Here is a 24,752-nt window from a genome sequence, read left to right as displayed (position 1 = left end):
GGGCCTATTCCGCGGGGGAGCCATGGCGGTGGCCATGGCTTTCGTGATTGTGCCCGTCATGCGGGCCTTCGGCAGCCCGCCGGGCGGTTGCCATGTCTTCCCGCGCGTGGCGCACCACGGCAACCGAGCCCGACAGGAAAAGGCTCGCCATCAGGCCGGCGACGATAAGGTCCGGCCAGCCGGTGCCGGTCGCCCACACGCCGGAAGCCGCAAGGATAACGGCCAGATTGCCGATGGCATCGTTGCGGCTGCACAGCCACACCGAGCGCACATTGCTGTCGCCGTCCTTGAAGCGGATCAGAAGCAGCACGCTCGCCACATTGGCGACGAGCGCCGCCAACCCCACCGACCCCATCACCGGGGCCACCGGTTCGTGGGTCACAAAGACCGACCAGACGGTGGCGACAAGCACGCCGATCCCCATCAGGCCCATGCTGATGCCTTTGGCAAGTGCGGCGGTTGCCCGCACCTTCAGCGATTTGCCGATCACGAGAAGGGAGATCAGGTAGGTGGCCGTGTCTGCCGCGAAATCGAGCGCATCGGCCTTCAGCGCATGGCTGTTGCCGATGAAGCCCGAAGGCATCTCCACGGCGAACATCACGGCATTGATGGCGATCACGGCAATCAGCGCACGGCGATAGGCCGGGCTCATCCCGTCGAACTTCACCTCGGCCGAGCAGCAGTTGGCGCCCATGGTCCTTCCTGAAAATCCAGTGTCTATGGTTCATTAGGCACGCCGGCCGCATCCAAGGCAACCCCAAAGTGGGTCGTGCATACTTGCCATGCAGCGCTTTCGGGCTACCATAGCGGGGAAACTTGGAAAGCCTTTTCATGACGATACGATATCTGATCGCCCTTCTGGTCCTCGCCACCACCTTTGCCACCCCTGCCCGCGCCGCAGCCCTGCCCGGCAAGGATGTGCCCGTGGTGCAAATGATTGCGGCCGCCAGCCTCCCCACCGGGCGTCATGATTTCTATCTCTCCGTCGCGGCGCGCGCCTCCGGCCAGCCCTATCTTGTGCCGGTCATCGTGCTGAAAGGCGCCGAGCCCGGCCTGCGTCTCGGGCTGTTCGCGGCGATCCACGGCGACGAACTGGCCGGTATCCGGGTGATCCATGAGCTTGCCGCGGGGATCGACCCCAAGACGCTGAAAGGCACGCTCCTGATGGTGCCGGGGCTCAATCAGCCGGGGCTTGAAGCCGGTAACCGGCATTTCATCTCGGGTTCGGGATCGGGCTTCCGCACCGACCTTAACCGCACCATGCCGGGCGAGATGAAGGGGGACGCGGCCGAGCGCTATGCCGCCGACCTCTGGCACGGCGTCATGGCCGGTCAGGTTGACCGGGTGGTGGACCTGCATACCCAGACGCGCGGCACCGCCTATCCGCTCTTTGTGTTTGCCGATTTTTCAAATGCTGTGGCGCGCCAGATGGCGTTCGACCTGATGCCCGACATGATCAAGAATGATCCGGGCGAGGGCGGCACGGTGGAAACCACGTTCATGAAATCGGGCATCCCTGCCGTCACGTTCGAGATCGGCGTGCCCGAACGGTTCGACCCTTTGCTGACCACCCGCGCCCATGACGGCATCATCAACCTCATGCGCCGCGCCGACATGATCGCCGGGCGCGCCATGCCGCCTGCCCGGCAGCCGATTGTCGGCTCCGGCTACAGCAATGTTACGACGGATGCAGGGGGCCTCGCCGTCATTCATGTGGCACTTCTGGATCCGGTGAAGCAGGGCCAATTGCTCGCCACACTTTACGATCCGTTCGGGCGTGAAATCGCCACCTACCGGGCGCCCCATGAAGGGCATGTATTATCTGTCGCGACCGACCCGCGGCGCGAGCCGGGCGCGATGCTGGTGCGTATCCTGCGCTGATGCCTCAGGGCGTCAGTGGATCTGGCGCAGTTCCTCCTGGCGGATGATCTGCATGGCGCGGCGCACGCGCTGCCAGTCGGCAACACCCTGATCGTCCGAAGCCTTGTCGAGCTCCTCGATCTTCTGGGCAACATAGGCTTCGGCCCGGTGGCCCATCCGGTCAAACAGTCGGCGGGCGAAGGTGTGAGCATTCTGTTCTTGCATATTAGTCCCTCCTTTTTCTGCTGGTCCTGATGGATAAAGCCTATCATATCGGCACGCGGCACGCGAATCTGCGGCGCGAAATGTGATCCGGCGCTGGCCTTCACGCCGTAAAAGCCGTAAAGAAATCCGCACGATAATCAGCCCGGAAAAGTTTCATGACCGACCCTCTCCGCCCTGCCGATCATCCCGCGACACCAACCGGCAAGACGGGTGTGCTGCTTGTCCATCTGGGCACGCCGGACGCCCCGACCTACGGCGCCGTGCGTCGGTATCTCGCCGAGTTCCTGTCGGACCCGCGCGTGGTGGAAATGCCGAAACCCCTGTGGCTGCCGATCCTTTACGGCCCCATCCTGACCTTCCGCCCGGCGCGGTCGGCGCGGGCCTATGCCAAAGTCTGGAACCGGGAGCTGAACGAATCGCCCTTGCGCACCATCAGCCGCGCGCAGGCCGAGGGGCTGGCGTCTGCGATGGGCGACGGTGCCCACGTGGTGTGGGCGGCGCGCTACGGCAATCCTTCGATGGAAGGCGCGTTTGGGGAATTGAAAGCCAAGGGCTGCGACCGCATCCTGATTTTCGCGCTCTATCCGCAGTATAGTGCCACAACGGTGGCCTCCGTGCATGACGAGGCCTTCCGCATCCTCAAGAAGATGCGCTGGCAGCCAGCCATCCGCACCATGCCGGCCTTCCACGATCACGGGCACTATATCGGTGGCCTGAAGACAAGCGTGGAAACCGCGCTTGCGGGCCTCGATTGGCAGCCCGAAGCGATCCTCGCGTCCTACCATTCGATTCCCAAGGCCTATTGGGACAAGGGCGACCCCTACCCCTGCCAGTGTTTCAAGACAACACGGCTGTTGAAAGAAGCGCTCGGTGCCAAGGGCGAAGGGCTGATCTCCACCTTCCAGTCACGCGTCGGCCCCACCGAATGGGTCGGCCCCTATACCGACCGCAAGGTTGAGGAACTGGCCGCGAAAGGTGTGAAGCGCATTCTGGTGCTGGCACCCGCTTTCCTCGCCGATTGCCTTGAAACGTTGGAGGAAATCAATATGGAGCTTCGCCATACCTTCCTCTCGGCAGGCGGCGAGAAGTTCGATTATGTGCCCTGCCTGAACGCCGACCCCGCCGGGATATCGCTTCTGGAAACACTGACGCGGGAACAGCTCGCTGGCTGGATCTGACCCGGCGGCCAAACCAGCCCCGAAACTGCCCTCCTTTTGCCCCACACCCGGTTCAGCCTGAACAGGTGATGGCAACGGGAAGGCTATGTCATGCAGAAATTACCGAAGCTGACGGACGACCTTTGCCGTGTAGTCGCGAGCGGGGTCATGCCCCTTTATTCTACCGATCCGCGGGCGCGGAGTGCTGCAGCGAGGGTACCATCGTCCAGATAATCCAGTTCCCCGCCAACCGGCACACCATGGGCAAGGGCCGTAACCTTCACGCCCGACGCCTTCAGGCGTTCAGCCAGATAGTGACTCGTCGTCTGGCCGTCGACCGTGGCATTGAGCGCGAGGATGACCTCGCCAATCCCGCCGGCGTCCACCCGGGCGAGGAGCCCGGCAATATTCAGGTCCTCGGGCCCGACCCCGTCAAGCGCCGATAGCGTGCCGCCGAGCACGTGATAAAGCCCCCGGAAGCTTTCCGACCGATCGAGCGCCCAGAGATCGGCCACATCTTCAACCACGCAGATGGTGGCGCGGTCGCGGCGTGCGTCAGCGCACACATGGCAGGGGTCGTGGGTATCGATATTGCCGCAGGTGGTGCAGGTAACGACCCGTTCGGCCACATCGGCGAGCGCGCGGGCGAGCGGTACCATCACGCTGTCTTTCTTCTTCAGCATCTGCAGCGCCGCCCGCTTGGCCGAGCGCGGCCCGAGACCCGGCAGGCGCGAGAGAAGCTGGATGAGGCCATCGATGTCGGCGCCGTGGGAGCGGGGCATGCTGGTGTCAGGCCTTGTCGGACGCCGGCTTGGCGTTCGCCGAGCCGAGTCCGAGGAAATAATGGATCAGCAGGAAATTGATGCCGGTGATCAGCAGCATGATGAAGACCCAGACGAAGCTTTCAAACATGCCATCGAACTGGGTGAAGGGATTGGCGCCGGTACCGGAGATTTTCGGCAGCACGATGAAGCTCATCAGGAGCGAACAGACGGTCGCGGCGACAATTCCGAAAATGGCGATCCGCATTTGCAACGGCTTCTCAAGCGCTGTCTTCTCCCGCCGTACGAAAACGAGCCCGGTGCCGAAGGCTGCGATGATGACGGTGAGAAGCCCGCCAAGCACGCCGAGATCAAGCCCGAGCCCGAAGGCGAGGAAATTCACGAGGACGAGGAGCGCTATATAAAGCCCGGTGAACCAGCCGCCATAAATCAGGACAAGCGGTCGCTTGCGTTCCGTTTGCTGCGTGTAAACGCCCATATTTCCTCCCCCTTATGCTCCCCTCAGAACGGCATCTTGAAGCCCGGCGGCAGGCCGAGCCCGCCGGTCAGTTCCGCCATCTGGGCTTTCATCGCTTCCTCGGCCTTGGCCTTGGCCTGCGCGTGGGCGGCCATGATCAGGTCCTCAAGGACTTCGGCTTCCTCGCCCGAGAAAAGCGACGGATCGATATTGATCGCCTTCATGTCGCCCTTGCCCGAAAGGGTGATCTTCACCATGCCGCCGCCGGCCACGCCTTCAACGGTCAGGTCATCGAGCCCGGCCTGCATGTCGGCCATCTTGGCCTGCATTTCCTGGGCTTTTTTCATCATCTGCGACAGGTTCTTCATCTGCCTACTCCTCAGAAATCGAACTCGCCGGGTTCGTCTTCGACCCCCGGCATATCATCTGCTTCCTCGTCGAGCACATCAAGGTCCGCGAGGCGCGTTTCGCGCACGGCCAGCAGCTCGGCATCGGGGAAAAGGCCAAGGAACGACCGGATGAGGGGCTCGGCCAGCGCCTCGTCCTTCATGATCGCGGCCTTGACCTGCTCCTGTTCCTTCACCGTCTGGGCGCCGCCCTCGTTCGACGTGCTGATCATCCAGTCGGTGCCGGTCCAGCGTTTCAGGCAGATCTTCATCTGGCTGAAGAGGTTCGGCGGCACATTCGGGCCAAGATTGAGGACAAGTTTGCCCGGCGCAAATTCCACGAGCCGCACCTGATCCTTCAGCGTCACGGCGATCACCGGTTCGCGCTGCGCTTCGAAAAGCGCGATCATCTTTTCAAAACTGATCGGCATCGGATGCTGTGGATGGTCACCGTCGCTGCCCGGCTGGAAGGCGAGCACGGTGGCAGAACGACTTGCTGTTGGCCCACCTGCAGACGGCCCACCGGCTGTAGCGCTCGCCATCGCCGTCACATTACCGCCACCGACCGGGGCCTGGGCCCCGCGCACAGGAGCACCGCCGCCCGATTGCATCTGTTTCACGAGGTCGGCAGGCGACGGCAGGTTGGCGGCATAGGCGAGGCGAATAAGCACCATTTCAGCCGCCGCTATCGGCGAGGGCGCCATTTTCACTTCACCAAGGCCTTTGAGAAGCATCGACCATGCCCGCGTCAGGTGCGGCATATCGAGCCCTTCGGCGAGCCTGCCCCCGACAGATTTTTCCGCTTCCGAAACGAGCGTATCGGCGCCTGCCTCGGGCGTCACCTTCAGGCGGGTCAGCCAGTGGGTGACTTCCAACAGATCGGACATGACGACCGCCGGGTCGGCGCCGCGATCATACTGCGCGCGGAGCTGGCCGATGGCGGCTGCCACATCGCCTTTCATCACAGCTTCAAAGAGATCAAGTACCAGCGTGCGGTCGGCAAGGCCGAGCATGGACCGCACCTGATCCTCGCTCACCTCGCCCGCCCCGTGCGCGATCGCCTGATCGAGGAGCGACAGGCTATCGCGGACCGAACCTTCAGCGGCGCGGGCAATCAGCTTCAGCGCGCCAGCGTCGATCTTGCTACCCTCGGCGTCCGCGAGTTTCTGCAGATGTGCCACCAGCACATCCGATTCCACCCGCTTGAGGTCGAACCGCTGACAGCGCGACAGAACGGTGACCGGCAGTTTGCGGATTTCGGTGGTCGCGAAAATGAATTTCACATGCGCCGGCGGCTCCTCCAGCGTCTTCAGAAGCGCGTTGAAAGCGTTCTTCGACAGCATGTGGACTTCGTCGATGATGTAGATCTTGTAGCGGGCGGACACGGGCGCGTAGCGCACGCTTTCGATAATCTCGCGGATATCATCCACGCCCGTGCGGCTGGCGGCATCCATCTCGAGCACATCAACATGCCGCGATTCTGCGATAGCGACACACGATTCGCACTTGCCGCAAGGGTTGATCGAAGGGCCGTCGGTCGCCGTGCAGTTCAGCGCCTTGGCGATGATCCGGGCCGTGGTGGTTTTGCCCACCCCGCGCACGCCGGTCAGCACGAAGGCATGGGCAAGGCGGCCGCTTTCGATGGCGTTCGAAAGGGTCCGCACCATCGCCTCCTGGCCGATCAGCGCATCGAAGTCGCTAGGCCGGTATTTGCGCGCCAGAACGCGGTATTCTGCGGTGGTCGGTGCCTTGGCCATACGGTCGCGAGGTCCCCAAGCTGATGATCGGACGGACGGGTTCGGGTCATGACTAGCAGCTAATCGCGCCCCCGCAAAGGGCGGATTGCAGCACAGCGATGTGATGGGATTTCGGGGATAGGGTGGGAGGGCCAAACGACCCCGGCCTTACTCGTTACGGCTGCTACCTTTCGGTCCTGACCGGATTGGCGAGGGGCCAGTCCGCTGGCTCTCCCGAGGGCTTATATGGGGATTGATAACCCCGCTTGCAAGGAGAATCTTCAGGGCCTAGGCTCGCGCCCGACAAGATTTTCTGTTCTCCCCGCCGAGGTGCCCCCATGTCGCTTGCCGCCATCCAGACGCTCTATTCCGGCAACCCGCTCGACCGCGCGGACCAGCTGCGCGACGACCCGGCGCTGATGACCGAGGGGCCGAAGGAGATTGGCAGCCGGTTCACCGTGATGGCGGGCGACCGCTTCCTCACCCTTGATGCCGGCGGCCTTGCATGGCTTGATTATATCGGCATCGGGCTTTATCCGGCGGAAGAAACCCTGTTCCTCGGTATCGCCGAAGACGGCACCAAACGCTACGCCGTTCTGTGGCCGACCGAGGCAATGGACGCCGACCTGCCGCTTGCCGGATTGAAGTTCCGCGATGTGCGCGGCATCGGCCTGAAGGCCGGCTGGCCGGACCCGGAGCTTGGCATCCTGGCCCAAGCCAAATCCATGCTCGACTGGCATCAGCGCCACCGCGCCTGCGCCCAGTGCGGCGCCCCCACCGATATGGTGAAGGCGGGTTACGAACGCCAGTGCCGGGGGTGCGGCGCCAGCCATTTTCCGCGCACCGACCCGGTCGTCATCATGCTCGCGCTCCATGGCGGCAAGGCGCTGGTTGCCCGCAACGCCAAGATGCCGCCCGGTTTCTTCTCGGCGCTTGCAGGCTTTGTGGAGCCCGGCGAAACGATCGAGGAGGCTGTCGCCCGCGAGCTTTTCGAGGAAGCCGGCGTGAAAGCCACATCGGTGCGCTATGTGGCGAGCCAGCCCTGGCCCTTCCCTTCGAGCCTGATGATCGGCTGCATCGCCGATGTGGCGGACGATAAGGTCACGCTCGATATGACCGAACTGGTAGAATCACGCTGGGTGACGAAAGCCGAGGCCAAGGAAGGCCTCAAGGGCATGGACCCTGCCTTCATGCTGCCCCCCACCATCGCCATCGCCCGCGACCTGATCACCGCGTGGGTGAAAGAAGGCTGAGGGGCGGCCTGCCCTTCAGTCGTTGCCCGCCTTCAGTTTGCCGAACGCCACCTTGGCCTGCCGGTAGCGGTAATACATGGCAAGAAATATAGGCAGCATCACGAGGAAGAAGGACATCAGGGCGCCATTCGACCCCTTCGCGTTGCTCCCGGTCAAAGCCAGTCCTGCGCCGATTGCGAACAGAAGGAAGGCAAGCCCGGTGAGCGCGCCAACAAAGCCGGTCCATTCGGCCTGCGTCGCAAGACCTGCCTCCGTTTCCTGAAGGATATCCTCCCGTATGGCAGGATCGGCCAAGGCCTGCTTCAGTTCGAATTCCATCCTGAGCGCAGCCTTGCGCCGGTAATTGAACAGGTCGAGGAAAAGCGTAATCGTCAGATACCCGCCGATCAGGGCCCCGACGATAGCGAACATCACCCATCCTTCTATGACCCGTTCATATTCGATTGCCTCGACGATCCCTCCGACAACGAAAAAGAGGGCCACGAAGGTCAGCAGCGTGCACCAGTACAGTTCCTTGAAAGTAGCCGGTCTTTCGGTGGCCTCCAGCTGGTCTTCCTTCGGTGTCGGATCCGGCTCAACCATCGTGGTTCCCGACGGATTGATCAGAACGATCCGCACCTGCACAGGTTCAAACGGCAATTCGCCATGCTTGAAGGTTGCGTCCTCCCCGTCTTCGAGCCGCAGCACGGTGCCGCCCGGGAAATGGCGAACCGGCGTTGCCATATGATAGTCGCCTACTGTGCGGCCATTCTTGTGACGTTCCGGCAGGGTCACCCTGCCACGATCAAATAGTATCCTGAGGACATAGTAGCTGCCCGGCAGGCCGAGCCAAAGTGCCACAAAAACCTCGAAATCCCAGTATCCGCTGGTTGTGCCAATGAGGCCTACGAGGAACCCCGCCCCAAGATAGGTCGCAATTCGGATGATAATCCACGCGCCCCGCTCTCCAAAAATGGACGTAAGAAAATAATACTGCCTGAGCGTGGCCAGAAATTCGTGATTACGCTGCCAGTCGTTCGACATTCACGCCCCCAATGCACTTGTAACGAAAGTCGATTGGAAGCGAACCGACCAGATTCTGTCAATGATAATATAAAGTTGAGCCAAAGCGCCCCGGCGCGGCGTTTCGCTCCCCGATAAGTGCTGGCGGCTCAATCGTCGAACGCCACAAGGATCGGGCACGGGCCTTTGTCACTGCCCGAACACGCACTGGCCAACCGCTTCAGGCTATCGCGCGCCCGCGCCAATTCGGCGATCTGTTCGTCCAGCTTGGCCATTCGCGCCTTCGCCAGTTCCCGCGCCCGCTGTCGGTCCTCGCCGGCGTCGAGGTCGATCAGTTCCTTGATCTCTTCGAGCGTGAAGCCCGCCTTCTGCGCCTTGCGGATGAACCGCAGGCGGCGCACATCCTCAGGGCCGTAGCGGCGCATGCCGCCAAAGCCTTCCGGCGTTTCCAGAAGGCCCTTGCGCTGATAGAAGCGGATCGTTTCCACGCCCACATCTGCGGTTTTCGCGAATTTTCCGATGGTCAAATTCATGCCTTGACTCCGTACCATGGTACGGATGTTACGCTTGTCCCGTATGAAGCTCAAGCCATCATAAGAAAGCCGAGATCATGACAGCGAAAACACAGAAACCAACAGCCACCCTTTACCGCATGGTGATGGACCATCATGTTTGCCCCTACGGCCTGAAAGCCCTTCATTTGCTGAAAAGCGAAGGCTTCGAGGTCGACGACCGGTGGCTTACCAGCCGCGACGCCACCGACGCCTTCAAGGCCGAGCACGGCGTGCGGACCACGCCGCAAACCTTTATCGGTGGCCAGCGGATTGGCGGCTATGACGACATGCGCCGCCATTTCGGCAAGCATGTCTCCGACCCGGACACCAAAACCTACACACCTGTCATCGCGCTTTTCAGCATGACAGCGCTAATGGCGCTGGCGGTCAGCCATATCGTCTTCGGCAGTCCATTCACCCTGCATGCCGTGGAATGGTTCATCGCAATCAGCATGGTCGTGCTCGCCATGCTGAAGTTGCAGAATGTGGAGACCTTCTCCAGCATGTTCCTGAATTATGACCTGCTGGCCAAGCGCTGGGTGCCCTATGCCTATATCTATCCCTTCGCAGAAGGGGCGGCGGGCGTCCTCATGCTGGCCGGTGTCCTCACCTGGCTTTCGGTGCCTGTGGCGCTTTTCATCGGCACCATCGGGGCGGCCTCGGTGTTCAAAGCGGTCTATATCGACCGGCGGGACCTGAAATGTGCTTGTGTGGGCGGCTCGGGCAATGTGCCGCTCGGCTTTATCTCGCTGACCGAAAACCTGATGATGATCGCCATGGCAATCTGGATGGGCATCGGCGTCGCCGCCGGCTGATCAGCCGGCGAACGTATCCATCGCCGAGGCAAGCTCGATATCGAGGCGCGTGACGCCGTCCGCGTCATGCGTGGTCAGCTTCACCTCAACCCGGTTATAGACATTGAACCATTCGGGATGGTGATCCATTGATTCCGCTTTCAGGGCGGCGCGGTTCATGAAGCCCCAGGCTTCGCTGAAGTCCTTGAACTTGAAAGTCTTGGAGATGGCCTTGGCGGGTGCGTCATAGGTCCAGCCAGAAAGGCCTTCAAGCGCTTCCGTGCGCGCGGCATCGGGCAGCAGGGTCGGACGGGTCATGACGCTTCTCCTTTGAGCAATTGTTCGACAAGTTCGGGCACAATTTCGCCCGCCTTGCCGTGACGATGTTCGGCGAAGTAACTGACCCCCGCCGAAGGTTCAAGATTGATTTCAATCGTGTGGGCATAGCCCGCCCGGCGCACCTCGGCCACAAAACCGGCGGCGGGATAGACATTGCCGCTGGTGCCTACCGACAGGAACAGATCACAGTCCCCGAGGGCCGCATAGATACGGTCCAGATGATAGGGCATTTCACCGAACCAGACGATATCAGGCCGAAGTCCTGGTGCCACCCCACAGGCAGGGCAACGCGTTGCCTCGGTGCAATCCTCCCGCCAGCCATGCACCGTGTTGCAGGCCGTGCAGCGCACTTTCAACAGCTCGCCGTGCATATGAATGACGTCGCGCGCGCCGCCGCGTTCCAACAGGTCGTCCACATTCTGGGTCACCAGCGTGACCTGGCCTTCAAATTCCCGCTGCAGCCGGCCAAGCGCCGTGTGCGCTGCATTCGGCTGCACGCTCGAAAGCTTCGCGCGGCGCTCATTGTAAAAGCGCTGCACCAGATCGGGGTTGCGGGCATAAGCTTCGGGCGTGGCCACGTCTTCCACCCGGTGGTTATCCCAAAGCCCGCCATTGTCGCGGAAGGTGGAAAGGCCGGATTCAGCACTGAGCCCGGCTCCTGACAGCACCACGATATGGCCGTAGCGTGGCACGTTCAGTGGCCCTCGTCTTCTTCGTCGTCGAAGTCGTGGCCGAAGCGTTCCTCGACGGCATAGAAGCCGCCTTCGCTGGTCCGCCGGCTGGAGAACAGCACAAACTGCGAGACAAGTTCGCTGTCCGACCTGAGCAGTTCGTTGTTCGAAAGCCATTCCGCCACACGCGCATGACTGCCCTTTCCGAACCGGGCGATCGTCACATGTGGCTTGTAGCGCCGTTGGTCGATGGTCACGCCGATCCGTTCAAGCGCATGGGCGATCTTTTCATGCAGATGGATGATCGGTGCGGGGTCGCGCACACCAGCCCACAGGGCCTTCGGCTGGTTGGGCTTGCCAAACACGCCGACGCCTTCAAAGGCAAGCTCGAAAGGCGTAAAGCTGATACCGCCGAGCGTATCGATTATCTCGCGGTACACGTGCCCCTCGACCTCGCCAATGAAGGCAAGCGTCATATGGAACTGGTCGTCGCGTTGCCAGTGCGCGCCTTCCACCCCGCCGCGGGCAAGCTGCAGGGCGGGCCGCAGGCCCAAAGGGACTTCAAGGCCGACAAACAGGCGGATCATGGCGCCTCCGTCAGCAGCTTCACGACCTCGGGGCCGATTTTCGATACGATGATCTCCACCCCTTTTTCATTGGGATGCATGCCGTCCGACTGGTTGAGCGAGGGGTCTGCCGCCACACCATCCAGAAAGAAGGGATAAAGCGTCACACCGTCCTGTTCGGCCAGTGTCGGATAAATCGGGTTGAAGACGGCCGCGTAATCGGGCCCGAGGTTCGGCGGCGCCAGCATGCCGGCCAGCAGCACGGGGATATCTTTCGCCTTGAAGGCTTCAACCATCGCCGCCATGTTTTCCCGCGTGATCACGGGGTCCACGCCGCGCAGGCCGTCGTTGGCGCCAAGCTCGAGGATCACGAGATCGGGTTTGCCGCCGGGCACGCCAGCCAGCGCCCATTCAAGCCGCGAACGCCCGCCCGAGCTCGTGTCGCCCGACACGCCGGCATTGATCACTTTCGCTTCCGGCAAGCCGTTTTCGCGCAGCCACACCTGCAGCCGATCCGTGAAACCCTGCCCCGCCGGCAGGCCGTAACCCGCCGTCAGGCTATCGCCAAACGCCATGATTTTTGGACCGTCCGCATCTGCACGAACGGCCGAAAGCGGTGCGACACACAGAAATGTCATCACGAGAAAACAAAAAAATCGGGGAAGTCGATTGACCGGCAACGGCGTCACTCCTAGCCTTTTTATAGGGTACGAACCGATCCGGGGGCGGTTCGTTTCCGTAAAGGTGGCAGCGAGGAAAGAAAATGACAATGGCTGATAGAACCCCAATCATTCAACTCTCTGGCGTGAGCCTGACGCTCGAATCCGGCGCAGGACCCGTCAATATTCTGAAAAATATATCTTTTTCCATTTCGCGCGGCGAAACGGTAGGGATCATCGGGCCGTCCGGCTCGGGCAAATCGTCGCTCATGAGCCTGATGACAGGGCTTGAGCAAGCTTCGGAAGGCGATGTCGATGTTGACGGCCTTGCCTTCTCGGGTGCCGATGAAGACGAGCTCGCCCGGCACCGACTCGCCCGTATTGGCATCGTGATGCAGGCCTTCCACCTGATCCCGACGATGACGGCGCTTGAAAATGTGGCGGTGCCACTGGAACTTGCCGGTATCAACGACGCGTTCGACCGCGCGGCGAAAGAACTGGACGCGGTCGGCCTTGGCCACCGGATGGACCATTATCCGGCCCAGCTTTCAGGGGGCGAACAACAGCGTGTGGCACTCGCCCGCGCCCTTGTCAGCGAACCACCGATCCTGTTCGGTGACGAACCGACCGGCAACCTCGACAGCGCCACGGGCCGCACCATCATCGATCTTCTGTTCGATCTCGCCAAACGGCGTGGCACCACGCTGGTGCTCGTCACCCACGATGCCAAGCTCGCCGACCGCTGCGACCGTGTCATCTCGATGCGCGACGGCAAGATTGTCGATGACACCGGCAACACGGCAACCGTCGGCGAGGCCGACACCAGCGATCTCAAGCTCGGGAAGTCCAAATGATCTCGCGACATACCGGGCTGCCGGTTTCGCTCCGCTTCGCGCTTCGCGAACTTCGGGGCGGCGTTCGCGGATTCCGCATCTTTGCAGCATGCCTCACGCTTGGCGTGGCGGTGATTGCAGCTGTGGGTTCCCTCACCAAGGCCATCGAGGACGGCATGGCCCGCGAAGGCCAGACAATCCTTGGCGGTGATCTGGAGGTTCGCATCTTCCAACAGGAAGCGGGCCCCGAATTCATCAACTGGGCGGCTACCCAGGGCACGCTCAGCCGCTCGGCACGGCTGCGCACCATGGCCCGGTCGGAGGCGGGCGAAGCGACCCTTATCGAGCTTCGCGCCGTCGATACGCATTATCCCCTCTACGGGCGGCTGGAGACGAGCCCGCAGCTTGAAACGCCGACCATCACCGAACGCCACGGCGATGTCTGGGGCATTGCGGTCGATCCGCTTGTTGCCGACCGGCTGAATGTGAAACTCGGTGACCGGCTGAAGATCGGCAACCTGACCGCCGATATCCGCGCCATGATCACCCGCGAGCCCGACAAGGCAAACCTCGGCTTCCAGCTGGGGCCGAGTGTGATCATCTCGCATGAGGCGTTGATGTCCTCGGGCCTTGTAGTGCCGGGAAGCCTGATCGACCATTATTACAAGCTGCGGGTAGCACCCGCGACCGACCTGAAGGCGCTTCGGGACGAGATCAAGGATGATTTCGAAACGGACGGCTGGCGGATCAATGATCGCACCACGAGCGCGCCGGGGCTCCGGCGTTTTGTGGACCAGATGGGCATGTTCCTGACCCTTGTCGGCCTTTCGGCGCTTGTTGTCGGCGGGGTCGGGGTCGGCAATGCGGTCAAGGGTTATATGGACCAGAAGACCCGCACCATCGCCACTTTCAAGATCCTCGGCGCCGAGGGCGGGCTGATTTTCGCGACCTATCTGTGGCAGATCATGCTGATTGCAGCGGGCGCCATTGCCATCGGCCTTTTGGTCGGGGCCATGCTGCCCGGCGTGCTCGCGAACTTCCTGCCGGAAAGCCTGCCGGTGAAGCCTGATAGCGGCGTGTTTGCCGCCCCGCTTGCCATGGCCGGGCTTTACGGCTTCCTGATCACCGCCGCCTTCACCGCCTGGCCGCTCGGTCAGGCGCGGGACCTGCCGGCCGTGCGGCTGTTCCGAGCACTCGTGGCACCTGATCGCAAACGGCCTCGTCTCGTATATCTTCTGCTCATCGCGCTCGCCGGGGTCGGCATCGCGGCCCTCGCCATCGGCTTTGCGGGTGACCGGATGATGGCAGCCGGCTTTGCGGGAGCCTGTGTCGTCGCCTTCGCCCTGCTTCTGGGTCTTGCAGCCCTTGTCGAGAAGCTTGCCGCCAACAGCCCGCGCCCGCGCAAGGCGCTGCTGCGGCTGGCGATTGCCAACCTGCACCGGCCGGGTGCCGCCACCAGTGCGGTGATCCTGTCTATGGGGCTTGGCCTCACCTTGTTCGCCAGCCTCTCGCTCATCGAAGGTAATCTGACCAAGCAACTGGCGGATGAAGTGCCCTCGGAAGCCCCGGCCTTCTTCATGCTGGATATCCAGAGCCACGAGCGGGATGCCTTCGAACAGGCAGCCAAGGCCGTGCCGGGTGTCGAGGAAGTGATGCTGGTGCCCAACCTGCGCGGCAAGGTGATCGCGCTCAATGGCGTGCCATCCGAAGAAGCGGTCATCGACCCTGAATATAAATGGATCCTGCGCGGCGACCGCGGGCTTTCCTACGGCGACAGCCTGCCGGATACCTCGACACTTGTCGAAGGCGACTGGTGGCCGGAGGGCTATTCGGGAGAGCCGGAAGTCAGCCTCGGGCGCGAGGAAGCGATCGGGCTTGGCCTCAAGATCGGCGATACGATCACGGTCAATATCATGGGCCGCGACATCACGGCGAAGGTCCGGTCGCTACGCCAGATCGACTGGGGCACCTTCGGTTTCAACTTCGTGATCCTGTTTGACCCCTACACGCTGAAGGCCGCGCCACACACCTATATGGCAACGCTGAAGGCGGCGTCAGAGGCCGAGGAGCTGGCTCACCGCACGCTCACCCGCGCCTACCCGGGCGTCACCGCGATCCGCATGAAAGAGGTGCTCGGCACCGTCAATGCCATGCTGCAGGATATCGGGCTCGCCATACGGGTGACTGCGGTCGTCGCGATTGTGGCCGGCATCCTCGTGCTGGCCGGTGCGATCGCCGCAGGGTTCCGCCAGCGGGTCTATGAAAGCGTGATCCTGAAAATGGTGGGTGCTGTGCGCCGCCAGGTGCTGATGGCTTACTTGATGGAATATCTGCTTCTTGGGCTTCTCACTGCCTCTATCGCGCTCGGCCTTGGCAGCATCGCCGGTTGGGTGGTTGTCACCAGTGTCTGGGAAATGGAATTCCAGCTGCTGTGGGCGCCCGTCCTTGGCACGCTGGCGGCTGGCCTTGTGGTGACCATCGGGCTTGGCCTTATCTCCAGCTCGCGGGCACTTGCCGTGCCGCCAAACCGGGTACTGCGCGACGAATAGTGGGGAAATCGGTATGAATCGTGTCCGGTTTCCCTTGCAGGGGGGGCGGACCCACCCCATATTAGCGTTCAAACGGTCCTTGAATATTTGGGGAGCAAAGATGAACAACCGTTACGACACTGTCTATCAGACCGGCGCCCGCACGGGCGCAGCCGAGTTTGATGCCGGCCTTCGCGCCTACATGCTGAAGGTCTATAACTATATGGCCTCCGGCGTTCTTCTGACCGGTATTGTCTCCATGCTCGTGAGCCAGTCCGAAACGCTGATGGCAGCCATCTTCGGCGGCCCGCAGGCCTATATCGTGATGTTCGCACCGCTCGTCTTCGTGATGGTGCTGTCCTTCGGCGTGAACCGCCTGTCGGCCGGCGCCCTGCAGACCCTCTTCTGGGTTTATGCGGGTGTGATGGGTCTGTCGCTGTCGACGATCTTCCTTGCCTACACGGGCGAGAGCATCGCGCGCACCTTCTTCATCACCGCCGTCGCCTTCGGTGGCCTCAGCCTCTATGGCTACACCACCAAGAAGTCGCTGTCGGGCATGGGCACCTTCCTGATCATGGGCCTCATCGGCCTGATCGTGGCGAGCGTGGTCAATATCTTCATGCAATCCACGATGATGGACTTCATCATCTCGGTTGCCGGTGTGCTGATCTTCGCGGGCCTCACCGCCTATGACACCCAGCGCATCAAGAACAGCTATTTCGAGCTCGCCGGTCACGGCGAACTGCAGGCCAAAGGCGCTATCATGGGTGCCCTCAGCCTCTATCTCGACTTCATCAACATGTTCCTGATGCTGCTGCGCTTCGTTGGCACCAGCCGCGAATAGGAACAGCGGACACAAGATAACGACAAGCCCGGCTCCGGCCGGGCTTTTTGTTTGTGCGGGGCCGACACTGAACGCGCCCCTTTCCAACCCAACCCACATGCGATAACCTCCGCCGAAACCGGGGGAGACAACGATGTCAAAACAGCGCCTGATGAGCCTTGATGTGCTGCGTGGCCTTACCGTCATCGGCATGGTGCTTGTGAACAGCGCGGCGGTTGGCGCGGGGGTCTTTCCGGCCTTTCCGGTCCTCCTGCATGCCAACTGGGTTGGCCTCACGCTCGCGGACTTCGTTTTCCCCGCCTTCATCCTGATGGTCGGCGCCTCGATCCCCTTCGCGCTTTCCTCGGCGAAAAGCGACGGGCTGACCGGCGAGCTTGCCTTGCGGCTTTTCAAGCGCGGGGCACTGCTTTTCGTGATCGGGCTATTGCTCACCATGAGCTTCGTCGGCCTGCCGGATGACCTGCGCATCATGGGGGTGCTGCAGCGGATCGGCATCGTCTTTGTGCTCGCTGCCCTTCTGTTCATCAAGCTGAGCCCCCGCCAGATCGCGGCCACAGCCGCCGGGATTCTGCTTGCCTATTGGGGCCTCTGTCTGTTGCCGGTGCCCGATGCGGGGCCTGCGAACCTCCATGTCCCCGGCCAGGATTTCTCAAGTTATCTGGACCGGGTGATCCTTGGCACCCACGTCTATGCCAAGACCGCCCCCCTGCCCTATGATCCAGAAGGCCTGATGGGCACCCTGCCCACGCTCGCGCAGGCGCTGATTGGCGTGCTGGCCGGGCTTTATGTGAAAACGGGTGGGGCGGATGCGCGCCGTGTCACACGGCTGGCCCTCACGGGAGTGACCCTCCTCGCCCTCGGCATCGTCTGGTCCTTCGCCTTCCCCGTCGTGAAATCGATCTGGAGTTCAAGCTTCGTCGCCGTCACTTCGGGCGCCACGCTGATCGTGTTCGCGGTGCTTCTGTGGGCGCTGGACCTGAAAGGCTGGCGGCCCGCCATTATCGCCTTCCCGCATGCTTTCGGCATCAATGCGATCACCGCCTATGTGCTGCACACCTATCTGATGGGGCCAGTACTGGCGAGCGGGGCCGCCAGAGCGCTTTATGACCTTGGCACCTCCATCCTGCCGGACCGCTCAGCCTCGCTTCTCCCTTATGCACTCGTCATCATACTGACATGGGCACCCGTTGCTGTGATGCGGCGGCAAGGCTGGATATTGAAGGTCTAGGCCGACAGAACCCTGAAAATCGCGCCGGTCAGCTTCGACAGGTCATCGGCACCGATGGTGAGCGCGGGTGTGAGATAGACGATATTGCCGAAGGGCCTGATCCACACGCCTTCCGCCACGAATTTCGGCTTTAGGGCTTCAAGGTTGTGGCCTGCTTCAAGTTCCACCACACCGATGGCACCCAGCACCCGCACATCCTTGACGCCCGCCAGGGCACGGCAGGGCTCCAGTTCCACCTTCAATTGGGCCCCAATGGCCCGCGCCTGCGACAGTCGGTCATGCTGCTCAAACAGATCAAGGCTCGCGTTCGCGGCCGCACAGGCCGCCGCATGCGCCATGTAAGTGGGGCCATGCATCAGCGCATGGCCGCCTTCGTCCGAATGGAAGGCTTCATACACACGCGCCGTGGCGATGGTGGCCGATAGCGGGCAGACGCCCCCCGTCAGCGCTTTCGAAAGCGTCACGATATCGGGCACAATCCCGGCAGCTTCGCACGCGAACATTGCCCCGGTGCGCCCGAAGCCTGTGAAAATCTCGTCGAGGATCAAGAGACCCCCCGCCGCATCGCAGGCTTCCCTGAGCCAGCGCAGTGTCTCGCCCCCGTGGAACACCATCCCGCCCGCGCCCTGAACAAGGGGCTCGGTGATGACCGCCGCCACCTGATGCGCCTCCGCCTTCAGCCAGTCTGCAAACCGTTCGGCTTCGGCCTTTGTGCGCGGCAGATCGGCAATCAGATGGTTCGCCAGCATCCCGGCGAATTTGGCATGCATGCCTTCTTCGGGATCGCACACCGCCATCGTCGCAAAGGTGTCGCCGTGATAGCCCTTGCGGAAATGCACAAACTTCGGCCGGCGTTCGCCGCGGTTGAGGTGATATTGCAGCGCCATCTTCATGGCGACTTCCACACTCACCGAGCCCGATTCCGCGAAGAAGACCTTGGTCAGATCCCCCGGCAGCAGTTTGGCGAGCCGCGTGGCAAGTCGCGCGGCGGGCTCATGCACCAGCCCGCCGAACATCACATGCGGCATCACATCATACTGGGCCTTCACGGCCTCAATAATGTGGGGATGATTGTAGCCGTGCGCGGCTGTCCACCAGCTGGCGATGCCGTCCACAAGCGTGCGCCCGTCGGCGAGCGTCAGCGTCACACCGTTGGTGGCAGCCACCGCGAGCGGCGGCACCGCCGTTTTCATCTGGGTATAGGGCAGCCACAGGTGGGGGCGGCCCTCGTCATACCAGCCGGGGTCTGCCATCTCAGGCGGGCTGCAGGCCGAGCTTGTCGAAAAGCTTGCGGTCGCGGCTGTTTTCCGGGTTCGCCGTGGTCAGGAGCTGCTCGCCGTAGAAGATCGAGCTGGCGCCGGCGAGGAAGCACAGCGCCTGCGTTTCTTCGCTCATGGTCTGGCGACCGGCCGACAGGCGCACCTCCGATTTCGGCATCACAATGCGGGCAACCGCAATGGTGCGCACGAATTCGAACGGATCAAGCGCTTCAACGTGTTCGAGGGGCGTGCCGGGCACCGCGACGAGCATGTTGATCGGCACGCTTTCCGGATGCTTCGGCAGGTTCGCGAGCGTCTTCAGCATACCGGCGCGGTCGCGCACGCTTTCGCCCATGCCGACGATCCCGCCCGAACACACATTGATCCCGGCGTTGCGCACACGCTCCAGCGTATCCAGCCGGTCCTGATAGGTGCGGGTCGTGATGATCTCGCCGTAGAATTCCTCGGACGTATCCACATTGTGGTTATAGTAATCGAGGCCAGCGGTTTTAAGGGCACCGACCTGATGGTCATCCAGCATGCCGAGCGTCATGCAGGTTTCCATACCAAGGTCTTTCACACCCTCGACCATCGCAACAAGTGTGTCCATGTCGCGGTCTTTCGGGCTTGTCCAGGCCGCCCCCATGCAATAGCGCGATGCGCCATTTTCCTTGGCCTTTTTGGCGGCGGCAATCACCCGTTCGACTTCCAGAAGTTTGGACGCCGAAAGCCCGGTCGTTTTCGAATGCTTGGCCGACTGCGAACAATAGCCGCAATCCTCGGCGCAGCCGCCCGTCTTGATCGAGATAAGCTGGCTGAGCTGCACCTTGTTCGGATCGTGATACAGCCGGTGCACCGATTGCGCGCGGAACATCAGTTCCATGAAGGGCAGCGCGAACAGGGCTTCGATCTCCTCGACCTTCCAGTCATGGCGAACGGGCGCCCAATCAGCAGCATTCGTGGCGGGATCGATGGGGGTGGGTGCATTCATCTCGTGTCTCCGACAGGCCGGCAACTCGGGGCACCCTTGCCCCTCAGCCCCCGCATAGTCAAGTGAAAAGGGGGTGCTTGACGGCACGAAGACAAGCGCCTAAGCCGGTGCCCATGACCCACAAACCGACACTCAGCCTTGATGCATTCGCGGGCGCCAAGCTCAAGGGCCTTGAAGCAGCGAACCGCCGCCGCGAGCTGACGAGTGCTGCCCGCGGCCCCGCCATGGCGCTGACCGCCGGCGGGCGCGACATGATCAGCTTCACTGATAACGACTATCTAGGGCTTTCAACGCATCCGGCTGTGGTCGACGCGGCCATCGAGGCAACGAAGCGCTATGGGGCGGGTTCGGGTGCCAGCCGGCTTGTTACGGGCAACCACCCGCTTTATGCCGAACTGGAAGCCAAGATTGCTGCCTTCAAGGGCATGGAAGCCGCCATCGTTTTCGGCTCCGGCTATCTTGCCAACAGCGGCATCATCCCGGCGCTCGTGGGCAAATCCGACCTCATCCTCGCGGACGAGCTGATCCATACCTCGATCCACGCCGGCCTGAAGCTTTCGGGCGCCACAGTCCGCTTCTTCCGCCACAATGATGTAGCCCATGCCGCTGAGATCATCGCCGCCGAGCGTGGCCAGTTCGACCGCGCCCTGATGGTGGTGGACGGCGTTTATTCCATGGACGGCGATATCGCCCCCCTGAAGGCGCTCGGCGAACTTTGCGCTGACCATGACACATGGTTGATGAGCGATGACGCCCACGGCCTTGGCACCATTGGCGGTGGCCGCGGTGCCGTGGCAGCGATGGGGGCGGAAGGCCTTGTGCCGTTGCAGATGGGCACGCTTTCGAAGGCCGTCGGCGGTTATGGCGGCTATCTGGCCGCGAGCCGCCCGGTCATTGATCTCATGAAGACGCGCGCCCGGTCGCTCGTTTACACCACCGGCCTGCCGCCCGGCACGGTCGCCGCCGCCGTGAAGGCGCTGGAGCTGATCGAGACGGACGCCGAGATGGTCGCCCGGCCCGTGATGCTGGCCCGGCGTTTCACCGAAGCGCTCGGCCTGCCTGCGCCCGAAACCCCCATCGTACCCCTCGTGATCGGTGCCGAGGCGGACGCGATGGCGGCGTCGGCTGCACTCGCCGAGGCCGGCTACAAGGTCACCGCCTTCCGCCCGCCGACCGTGCCCGAAGGTACTTCGCGGCTGCGCTTCTGCTTCTCGGCAAGTCACCGGGACGAGGATGTGACGGGGCTGATCGCCGCCGTCCGCGCGCTCGGGCTATCGGCCCTTGGAAAGGCCGCCGAATGACCGCCTTTTTCATCACCTCCACCGGCACCGAGATCGGCAAGACGCTGGTCACCGCCGCGCTTTGCCACCAGCTTCGCGCTGCAGGCGAAAAGGTCCGCGCGCTGAAGCCCATCATCAGCGGCATCACGGATGATGACTGGGCGGCAAGCGATAGCGGCATCATCGCCGATGCACTGGGCCTGCCCTTCCATATCAGCACGCTCGATGCCCTGTCGCCCTTCCGCTACAAGGCGCCGCTCGCGCCATCGATGGCGGCAGCCCTTGAAGGCCGCACGCTTGACTATGGCGACCTCCTGAAAGTCTGCCGCGCGTTTCTGGCGCTTGATGGCACCCGCCTCATCGAAGGGGTCGGCGGTGCCTTTGTGCCGCTCACCGGCCGCACGCTCGTCGCCGACTGGATCGCCGACCTGCAACTGCCGAGCCTGATGGTCACCGGCAGCTATCTCGGCACCCTGTCGCACTCGATCGCCACGCTTGAGGCCATGGCAACCCGCGGACTGCCGGTGAAAGCCATTGTCATGAGCGAAAGCGCCGGCGGGGGCCACCCGGATCTTTACGAGAGTGCCGAAGCACTGTCCAAACTTGTGCGCCTGCCGGTGATGGCCCTGCCGCGTCTCAAGGGCGACAAGCCCTGGGCGCAGGCACCCGACCTGACCCACCTTCTGGCCTGAAGGCATGCCGTGCATGCCATGAGGCAAGCTTTGCCCCGCCATCCTTGCCGCCTGCCCGGCAGATTTTGACAAGGCCGTTTGTACCGCACCGCGAAGGATCCAGTGTTTCCGCCATGTGCCATGTTGGCACGCCTGTTGCTCCTCTACCGGCACGATACAACCGCCCAAGAGGAGACGCGCGATGCAACAGCCCCTGCCTTTCGACCCGAACATCTATTATGGCATCGTGGCTGAAAACCTCCTCCGCAACTTCGGCAACCATGCCTTCTTCATGGCCGATCAGGCCCTGCAGAAGATGAAGGCACTGGGCGATGACGAGGGCTTCGATATCTGGCTTTCGATCCACGAGCACCTGAGCGCCAAGGCCACCGAAGCCATCGTCGGCGAAGAGGCGGTTCTTCACTGAGTTTCGGTTTTCCAACCATCCAGTTTGGACAGGGGCGTCACTCAGCACCCGAACCCGCATGACCCTGTCCCTGAGGCCGGCACGACCCATGCCGGCCTCAACCTTATTTTGGGTATCACGGGGCCAGCGTGACCCACGCTGGCCTCAACCTTTTTGTGACGGGTGCCAGCCCTTCATCCCCGCTTCATCTGTCCCTATCTATTAATCCCCTGTTGACCTTTCGGGGTCTAAGCTGAAGGGACGAGTAGGAATGGACCAGATAACGATAATGAAAGAACTCGACACGCGAGGATTGAAATGCCCGATGCCGGTGCTTCGGTTGCGGCGGGCGCTGGACGACCTGAAGCCTGGTGAAAGACTTCACCTCACCGCTTCCGACCCTGTCACTGCCAAGGATATCCCGGCCTTCTGCACCATTGCCGGCCACAGGCTGCTGATGGCCGAGGTGAAGGACGGCATCTATCATTTCGATATCGAAAAAGGCGCAGACGAAACCGCTGGCTAGCGCCGCCCGACAAGGGCTGCGACCCATCCGGCGAGCAGTGCAATCACAACAGCGGTGAGCCCGTAAAAGAAGGGCCATTCGTGCGCGAAACTGTATACCGCGCGCTCGAAGCCTTCCTTGTCGACCGTCATGTCGATGCGGTTGCGGGCCTGCAGCCGCCCCTCCTGAAAAACGAAGGCATCCACCTGATACTGGCCGACCGGCGCATTGGCCGGCAGGCGCACATTGGTGCGGAAAAGCCCCTCGCCGATGATCTTCACCACATCCAGCTCTTCCCTGAGGAGACCGTCCTCAGCCCTGAGCCGCTTAAGGGCTTTCAGGAACTCCGGCGCCGCCTCCGCCTTGCCGGGGCCACCTGCATAGGCCAGCCGCAAGTTCGAAAAGCCGATGCCGGAAGCCGTGAAGATTTCGGGCGTGGCGATATCGGCCAGATGCCGGTTGGCGGCCACGGCATAGTATCCGGGGGCAGACGGCAGGGTGAGCGAGCCATGGTTCACCCAGATGCCGGCGACCCGCTCCTTGCGGCGCAGCTTCGTGGGCGCTTCCGGCCCGCGCACCACAACAACGATATCGATGCCGGACGTATCGGAGCCGAGCACAGTGGAGCCGACAGCACCAAACAGGATAAGATCGGCCCCGTTGAAGCTGTAACGGATTTCAATCCGGCGCTCTGAAATATCGGTGACCAGTGCCGACGCAGGCGCGGTTAAGGCTAAAAGTGCGAGAAGGCCGAGCCAGCGTTTCATGGGCGCTCCTCCGCGCCGTCCATGTCACTGATGCTGTAAAGCTCGGCAGGCTCGATCACCAGATCGACCGCCATGCGCAGGCCGACGAGCAATACGATGAGGGCAAGCAGAGCCCGCATCTGCTCCGGCTTCAGCTTCATCCCGACCTTGGCGCCAATCTGCGCTCCCGTCACCGCCCCGATCAACAGGAGGATGGCAAGGGGGATATCCACGGTTTGCGTGTTCACCGAATGGAAGATGGTGGTCAGCGCCGTCACGAAAATGATCTGGAAAAGGGAGGTGCCGATCACCACACCCGTCGGCATGCCGAGAAGATAGATCATCGCCGGCACCATGATGAAGCCGCCGCCGACCCCCATGATCGAGGACAGGATACCGACCACAAAACCAATCCCGAGCGGCAGAAGCGCCGAGATATAAAGCCGCGATTTCTTGAACCGCATCTTCCACGGCAGCTTGTGGATCCACGCCTTGTGACGCTCCTCGCGCGGCTTCATCGGGGGCGGCGTACCTGCCCGCGCCCGCAAGATCGCCCGCACGCTTTCCACAAACATCAGCCCGCCAACAGCACCAAGGAACAGCACATAGGCGAGCGAGATCATCAGGTCCACCTGGCCCGCCGCGCGCAACAGCTTGAAAAGGAACGCGCCGACAAAAGCGCCGACCGCGCCGCCCGCCGTGAGCACCAGCCCCATCTTGAGATCGACCCCGCCGCGCCGCCAGTGCGCCATCGCGCCGGAGACACTCGCCGCCGTCAGCTGGTTCGCACCCGTCGCCACCGCCACGGTTGGCGGGACGCCGGCAAACATCAACAGGGGGGTCATCAGGAAACCACCACCGACGCCGAACATGCCCGACAGAAAACCGACGGCACCCCCCATGGCAACCACGAGGAAGATATTCATCGAAAGCTCGGCGATGGGCAGATAAAGCGGCATCGGGAACCCTGCGCGAAGCGGCCGGATCGCGGCCGCCGGATAGAACGGGATCGTTCTTCTG

Annotated in this window: 28 protein-coding genes and 1 other RNA gene; 12 read left to right on the top strand and 17 right to left on the bottom strand. The window is 62.4% G+C overall.

All coding sequences use genetic code 11. The features are described 5' to 3' along the window. Positions 1–4: 4 nt before the first annotated feature. Positions 5–694, bottom strand: coding sequence for a cation efflux transmembrane domain-containing protein (locus tag OU694_RS12490; protein ID WP_308911338.1), 690 nt, complete (start codon positions 692–694; stop codon positions 5–7). A 137-nt stretch (positions 695–831) separates the two neighbouring features. Here OU694_RS12490 and OU694_RS12485 point away from each other — a divergent pair, with 137 nt between their 5' ends. Continuing rightward, positions 832–1,881, top strand: a complete 1,050-nt coding sequence (locus tag OU694_RS12485) for a succinylglutamate desuccinylase/aspartoacylase family protein (RefSeq protein WP_308911337.1) — start codon at positions 832–834, stop codon at positions 1,879–1,881. 12 nt (positions 1,882–1,893) lie between these two features. On the opposite strand, the gene OU694_RS12480 is transcribed toward OU694_RS12485, so the two are convergent. Beyond that, the gene (locus OU694_RS12480; RefSeq protein WP_308911336.1) at positions 1,894–2,085 is read right to left on the bottom strand and encodes a hypothetical protein; all 192 of its coding nucleotides are present in this window, start codon (positions 2,083–2,085) and stop codon (positions 1,894–1,896) included. A 155-nt stretch (positions 2,086–2,240) separates the two neighbouring features. Here OU694_RS12480 and hemH point away from each other — a divergent pair, with 155 nt between their 5' ends. After that, entirely contained in the window at positions 2,241–3,263 is a 1,023-nt protein-coding gene (gene hemH, locus OU694_RS12475; RefSeq protein ID WP_308911335.1) for a ferrochelatase, read from the top strand. Positions 3,264–3,418: 155 nt separating this feature from the next. Here hemH and recR read toward each other — a convergent pair whose 3' ends face one another. The 5 genes from recR to ffs form a co-directional block, all read right to left on the bottom strand. Continuing rightward, a complete protein-coding gene (recR, locus tag OU694_RS12470; protein ID WP_308911334.1) occupies positions 3,419–4,024 on the bottom strand; it encodes a recombination mediator RecR in 606 nt (201 codons plus the stop codon). A 7-nt stretch (positions 4,025–4,031) separates the two neighbouring features. Continuing rightward, positions 4,032–4,502 (bottom strand): ABZJ_00895 family protein, encoded by a 471-nt coding sequence (locus OU694_RS12465; RefSeq protein WP_308911333.1) that lies wholly within the window; start codon positions 4,500–4,502, stop codon positions 4,032–4,034. A gap of 23 nt (positions 4,503–4,525) precedes the next feature. Next, a complete protein-coding gene (locus OU694_RS12460; protein WP_308911332.1) occupies positions 4,526–4,849 on the bottom strand; it encodes a YbaB/EbfC family nucleoid-associated protein in 324 nt (107 codons plus the stop codon). Between the two features lie 11 nt (positions 4,850–4,860). Then, on the bottom strand, positions 4,861–6,624 hold the full coding sequence (locus OU694_RS12455; protein WP_308911331.1) for a DNA polymerase III subunit gamma/tau: 1,764 nt from the start codon (positions 6,622–6,624) through the stop codon (positions 4,861–4,863). A gap of 118 nt (positions 6,625–6,742) precedes the next feature. Next, an RNA gene (ffs, locus tag OU694_RS12450) (signal recognition particle sRNA small type) lies at positions 6,743–6,840 on the bottom strand. Positions 6,841–6,941: 101 nt separating this feature from the next. On the opposite strand from ffs, the gene nudC reads away from it, so the two are divergent. Further along, positions 6,942–7,856 carry an NAD(+) diphosphatase gene (gene nudC, locus OU694_RS12445; protein WP_308911330.1) on the top strand — a complete coding sequence of 305 codons (915 nt, stop codon included), beginning with the start codon at positions 6,942–6,944 and terminating at the stop codon, positions 7,854–7,856. Positions 7,857–7,871: 15 nt separating this feature from the next. Here the strand turns inward: nudC and OU694_RS12440 are convergent, their stop codons facing one another. After that, entirely contained in the window at positions 7,872–8,879 is a 1,008-nt protein-coding gene (locus OU694_RS12440; protein WP_308911329.1) for a hypothetical protein, read from the bottom strand. A 128-nt stretch (positions 8,880–9,007) separates the two neighbouring features. Further along, a complete protein-coding gene (locus tag OU694_RS12435) occupies positions 9,008–9,409 on the bottom strand; it encodes a MerR family transcriptional regulator (RefSeq protein WP_373460333.1) in 402 nt (133 codons plus the stop codon). Between the two features lie 59 nt (positions 9,410–9,468). Here OU694_RS12435 and OU694_RS12430 point away from each other — a divergent pair, with 59 nt between their 5' ends. Then, a complete protein-coding gene (locus OU694_RS12430) occupies positions 9,469–10,227 on the top strand; it encodes a glutaredoxin family protein (protein WP_308911327.1) in 759 nt (252 codons plus the stop codon). Here the strand turns inward: OU694_RS12430 and OU694_RS12425 are convergent, their stop codons facing one another. The 4 genes from OU694_RS12425 to OU694_RS12410 are packed head-to-tail and all read right to left on the bottom strand — an operon-like array spanning position 10,228 to position 12,420. Further along, positions 10,228–10,524, bottom strand: a complete 297-nt coding sequence (locus OU694_RS12425) for a 4a-hydroxytetrahydrobiopterin dehydratase (protein WP_308911326.1) — start codon at positions 10,522–10,524, stop codon at positions 10,228–10,230. Further along, on the bottom strand, positions 10,521–11,243 hold the full coding sequence (locus tag OU694_RS12420) for an NAD-dependent deacylase (protein WP_373460362.1): 723 nt from the start codon (positions 11,241–11,243) through the stop codon (positions 10,521–10,523). Before OU694_RS12420 ends, OU694_RS12425 begins: the two co-directional genes overlap by 4 nt. After that, complete coding sequence (gene thpR / locus OU694_RS12415; protein ID WP_308911324.1) at positions 11,240–11,803, bottom strand: RNA 2',3'-cyclic phosphodiesterase; 564 nt, start codon at positions 11,801–11,803, stop codon at positions 11,240–11,242. The genes OU694_RS12420 and thpR overlap by 4 nt, the downstream gene beginning before the upstream one ends. Next, positions 11,800–12,420, bottom strand: a complete 621-nt coding sequence (locus OU694_RS12410) for an arylesterase (protein ID WP_373460332.1) — start codon at positions 12,418–12,420, stop codon at positions 11,800–11,802. The genes thpR and OU694_RS12410 overlap by 4 nt, the downstream gene beginning before the upstream one ends. A 131-nt stretch (positions 12,421–12,551) precedes the next feature. Here OU694_RS12410 and OU694_RS12405 point away from each other — a divergent pair, with 131 nt between their 5' ends. The 4 genes from OU694_RS12405 (at position 12,552) to OU694_RS12390 (ending at position 17,874) form a co-directional block, all read left to right on the top strand. Continuing rightward, positions 12,552–13,295: an ABC transporter ATP-binding protein gene (locus OU694_RS12405; RefSeq protein ID WP_308911322.1), complete on the top strand. Its 744-nt coding sequence runs from the start codon at positions 12,552–12,554 to the stop codon at positions 13,293–13,295. Continuing rightward, positions 13,292–15,823, top strand: coding sequence for an ABC transporter permease (locus tag OU694_RS12400; RefSeq protein WP_308911321.1), 2,532 nt, complete (start codon positions 13,292–13,294; stop codon positions 15,821–15,823). The genes OU694_RS12405 and OU694_RS12400 overlap by 4 nt, the downstream gene beginning before the upstream one ends. Positions 15,824–15,923: 100 nt before the next feature. Continuing rightward, a complete protein-coding gene (locus OU694_RS12395; RefSeq protein WP_308911320.1) occupies positions 15,924–16,646 on the top strand; it encodes a Bax inhibitor-1/YccA family protein in 723 nt (240 codons plus the stop codon). Between the two features lie 133 nt (positions 16,647–16,779). After that, on the top strand, positions 16,780–17,874 hold the full coding sequence (locus OU694_RS12390; RefSeq protein WP_308911319.1) for an acyltransferase family protein: 1,095 nt from the start codon (positions 16,780–16,782) through the stop codon (positions 17,872–17,874). Here OU694_RS12390 and OU694_RS12385 read toward each other — a convergent pair. Beyond that, complete coding sequence (locus tag OU694_RS12385; RefSeq protein WP_308911318.1) at positions 17,871–19,127, bottom strand: adenosylmethionine--8-amino-7-oxononanoate transaminase; 1,257 nt, start codon at positions 19,125–19,127, stop codon at positions 17,871–17,873. The two genes, OU694_RS12390 and OU694_RS12385, sit on opposite strands and share 4 nt — an antisense overlap. 1 nt (position 19,128) lies before the next feature. Beyond that, complete coding sequence (gene bioB, locus OU694_RS12380; protein WP_308911317.1) at positions 19,129–20,124, bottom strand: biotin synthase BioB; 996 nt, start codon at positions 20,122–20,124, stop codon at positions 19,129–19,131. Positions 20,125–20,237: 113 nt separating this feature from the next. Here bioB and OU694_RS12375 point away from each other — a divergent pair, with 113 nt between their 5' ends. From OU694_RS12375 to OU694_RS12360, 4 genes are all read left to right on the top strand, one after another. Beyond that, positions 20,238–21,425, top strand: a complete 1,188-nt coding sequence (locus tag OU694_RS12375) for an aminotransferase class I/II-fold pyridoxal phosphate-dependent enzyme (RefSeq protein WP_308911316.1) — start codon at positions 20,238–20,240, stop codon at positions 21,423–21,425. Then, entirely contained in the window at positions 21,422–22,096 is a 675-nt protein-coding gene (gene bioD / locus OU694_RS12370) for a dethiobiotin synthase (protein ID WP_308911315.1), read from the top strand. Before OU694_RS12375 ends, bioD begins: the two co-directional genes overlap by 4 nt. A gap of 181 nt (positions 22,097–22,277) precedes the next feature. Then, entirely contained in the window at positions 22,278–22,502 is a 225-nt protein-coding gene (locus OU694_RS12365) for a hypothetical protein (protein ID WP_308911314.1), read from the top strand. A 268-nt stretch (positions 22,503–22,770) separates the two neighbouring features. Next, on the top strand, positions 22,771–23,007 hold the full coding sequence (locus OU694_RS12360) for a sulfurtransferase TusA family protein (protein WP_308911313.1): 237 nt from the start codon (positions 22,771–22,773) through the stop codon (positions 23,005–23,007). On the opposite strand, the gene OU694_RS12355 is transcribed toward OU694_RS12360, so the two are convergent. Both OU694_RS12355 and OU694_RS12350 read right to left on the bottom strand, forming a co-directional pair. Beyond that, positions 23,004–23,753, bottom strand: coding sequence for a TIGR02186 family protein (locus OU694_RS12355; protein WP_308911312.1), 750 nt, complete (start codon positions 23,751–23,753; stop codon positions 23,004–23,006). The two genes, OU694_RS12360 and OU694_RS12355, sit on opposite strands and share 4 nt — an antisense overlap. After that, positions 23,750–24,691, bottom strand: a complete 942-nt coding sequence (locus tag OU694_RS12350; protein WP_308911311.1) for a sulfite exporter TauE/SafE family protein — start codon at positions 24,689–24,691, stop codon at positions 23,750–23,752. Before OU694_RS12350 ends, OU694_RS12355 begins: the two co-directional genes overlap by 4 nt. Positions 24,692–24,752: the final 61 nt, after the last annotated feature.

Origin of the sequence: Pseudokordiimonas caeni (genome assembly GCF_026719705.1) — a bacterium.
In the GTDB taxonomy this organism is placed as follows: Bacteria; Pseudomonadota; Alphaproteobacteria; order Sphingomonadales; family Kordiimonadaceae; genus Gimibacter; species Gimibacter caeni.
This window is presented reverse-complemented; position numbering and strand designations above follow the sequence as displayed.

What these genes read in the sequence shown, in the direction of transcription:
- OU694_RS12485 (WP_308911337.1), top strand. Translation starts at nt 832, where the DNA reads ATGACGATACGATATCTGATCGCCCTTCTGGTCCTCGCCACCACCTTT.
- OU694_RS12375 (WP_308911316.1), top strand. Translation starts at nt 20,238, where the DNA reads ATGACCCACAAACCGACACTCAGCCTTGATGCATTCGCGGGCGCCAAG.
- OU694_RS12395 (WP_308911320.1), top strand. Translation starts at nt 15,924, where the DNA reads ATGAACAACCGTTACGACACTGTCTATCAGACCGGCGCCCGCACGGGC.
- OU694_RS12465 (WP_308911333.1), bottom strand. Translation starts at nt 4,502, where the DNA reads ATGGGCGTTTACACGCAGCAAACGGAACGCAAGCGACCGCTTGTCCTG.
- OU694_RS12400 (WP_308911321.1), top strand. Translation starts at nt 13,292, where the DNA reads ATGATCTCGCGACATACCGGGCTGCCGGTTTCGCTCCGCTTCGCGCTT.
- OU694_RS12350 (WP_308911311.1), bottom strand. Translation starts at nt 24,691, where the DNA reads ATGCCGCTTTATCTGCCCATCGCCGAGCTTTCGATGAATATCTTCCTC.
- OU694_RS12440 (WP_308911329.1), bottom strand. Translation starts at nt 8,879, where the DNA reads ATGTCGAACGACTGGCAGCGTAATCACGAATTTCTGGCCACGCTCAGG.
- OU694_RS12410 (WP_373460332.1), bottom strand. Translation starts at nt 12,420, where the DNA reads ATGACATTTCTGTGTGTCGCACCGCTTTCGGCCGTTCGTGCAGATGCG.
- bioD (WP_308911315.1), top strand. Translation starts at nt 21,422, where the DNA reads ATGACCGCCTTTTTCATCACCTCCACCGGCACCGAGATCGGCAAGACG.
- hemH (WP_308911335.1), top strand. Translation starts at nt 2,241, where the DNA reads ATGACCGACCCTCTCCGCCCTGCCGATCATCCCGCGACACCAACCGGC.
- OU694_RS12425 (WP_308911326.1), bottom strand. Translation starts at nt 10,524, where the DNA reads ATGACCCGTCCGACCCTGCTGCCCGATGCCGCGCGCACGGAAGCGCTT.
- nudC (WP_308911330.1), top strand. Translation starts at nt 6,942, where the DNA reads ATGTCGCTTGCCGCCATCCAGACGCTCTATTCCGGCAACCCGCTCGAC.
- OU694_RS12360 (WP_308911313.1), top strand. Translation starts at nt 22,771, where the DNA reads ATGAAAGAACTCGACACGCGAGGATTGAAATGCCCGATGCCGGTGCTT.
- OU694_RS12480 (WP_308911336.1), bottom strand. Translation starts at nt 2,085, where the DNA reads ATGCAAGAACAGAATGCTCACACCTTCGCCCGCCGACTGTTTGACCGG.
- OU694_RS12430 (WP_308911327.1), top strand. Translation starts at nt 9,469, where the DNA reads ATGACAGCGAAAACACAGAAACCAACAGCCACCCTTTACCGCATGGTG.
- OU694_RS12355 (WP_308911312.1), bottom strand. Translation starts at nt 23,753, where the DNA reads ATGAAACGCTGGCTCGGCCTTCTCGCACTTTTAGCCTTAACCGCGCCT.
- OU694_RS12435 (WP_373460333.1), bottom strand. Translation starts at nt 9,409, where the DNA reads ATGGTACGGAGTCAAGGCATGAATTTGACCATCGGAAAATTCGCGAAA.
- OU694_RS12390 (WP_308911319.1), top strand. Translation starts at nt 16,780, where the DNA reads ATGTCAAAACAGCGCCTGATGAGCCTTGATGTGCTGCGTGGCCTTACC.
- recR (WP_308911334.1), bottom strand. Translation starts at nt 4,024, where the DNA reads ATGCCCCGCTCCCACGGCGCCGACATCGATGGCCTCATCCAGCTTCTC.
- bioB (WP_308911317.1), bottom strand. Translation starts at nt 20,124, where the DNA reads ATGAATGCACCCACCCCCATCGATCCCGCCACGAATGCTGCTGATTGG.
- OU694_RS12405 (WP_308911322.1), top strand. Translation starts at nt 12,552, where the DNA reads ATGGCTGATAGAACCCCAATCATTCAACTCTCTGGCGTGAGCCTGACG.
- OU694_RS12460 (WP_308911332.1), bottom strand. Translation starts at nt 4,849, where the DNA reads ATGAAGAACCTGTCGCAGATGATGAAAAAAGCCCAGGAAATGCAGGCC.
- OU694_RS12490 (WP_308911338.1), bottom strand. Translation starts at nt 694, where the DNA reads ATGGGCGCCAACTGCTGCTCGGCCGAGGTGAAGTTCGACGGGATGAGC.
- OU694_RS12365 (WP_308911314.1), top strand. Translation starts at nt 22,278, where the DNA reads ATGCAACAGCCCCTGCCTTTCGACCCGAACATCTATTATGGCATCGTG.
- OU694_RS12385 (WP_308911318.1), bottom strand. Translation starts at nt 19,127, where the DNA reads ATGGCAGACCCCGGCTGGTATGACGAGGGCCGCCCCCACCTGTGGCTG.
- OU694_RS12455 (WP_308911331.1), bottom strand. Translation starts at nt 6,624, where the DNA reads ATGGCCAAGGCACCGACCACCGCAGAATACCGCGTTCTGGCGCGCAAA.
- thpR (WP_308911324.1), bottom strand. Translation starts at nt 11,803, where the DNA reads ATGATCCGCCTGTTTGTCGGCCTTGAAGTCCCTTTGGGCCTGCGGCCC.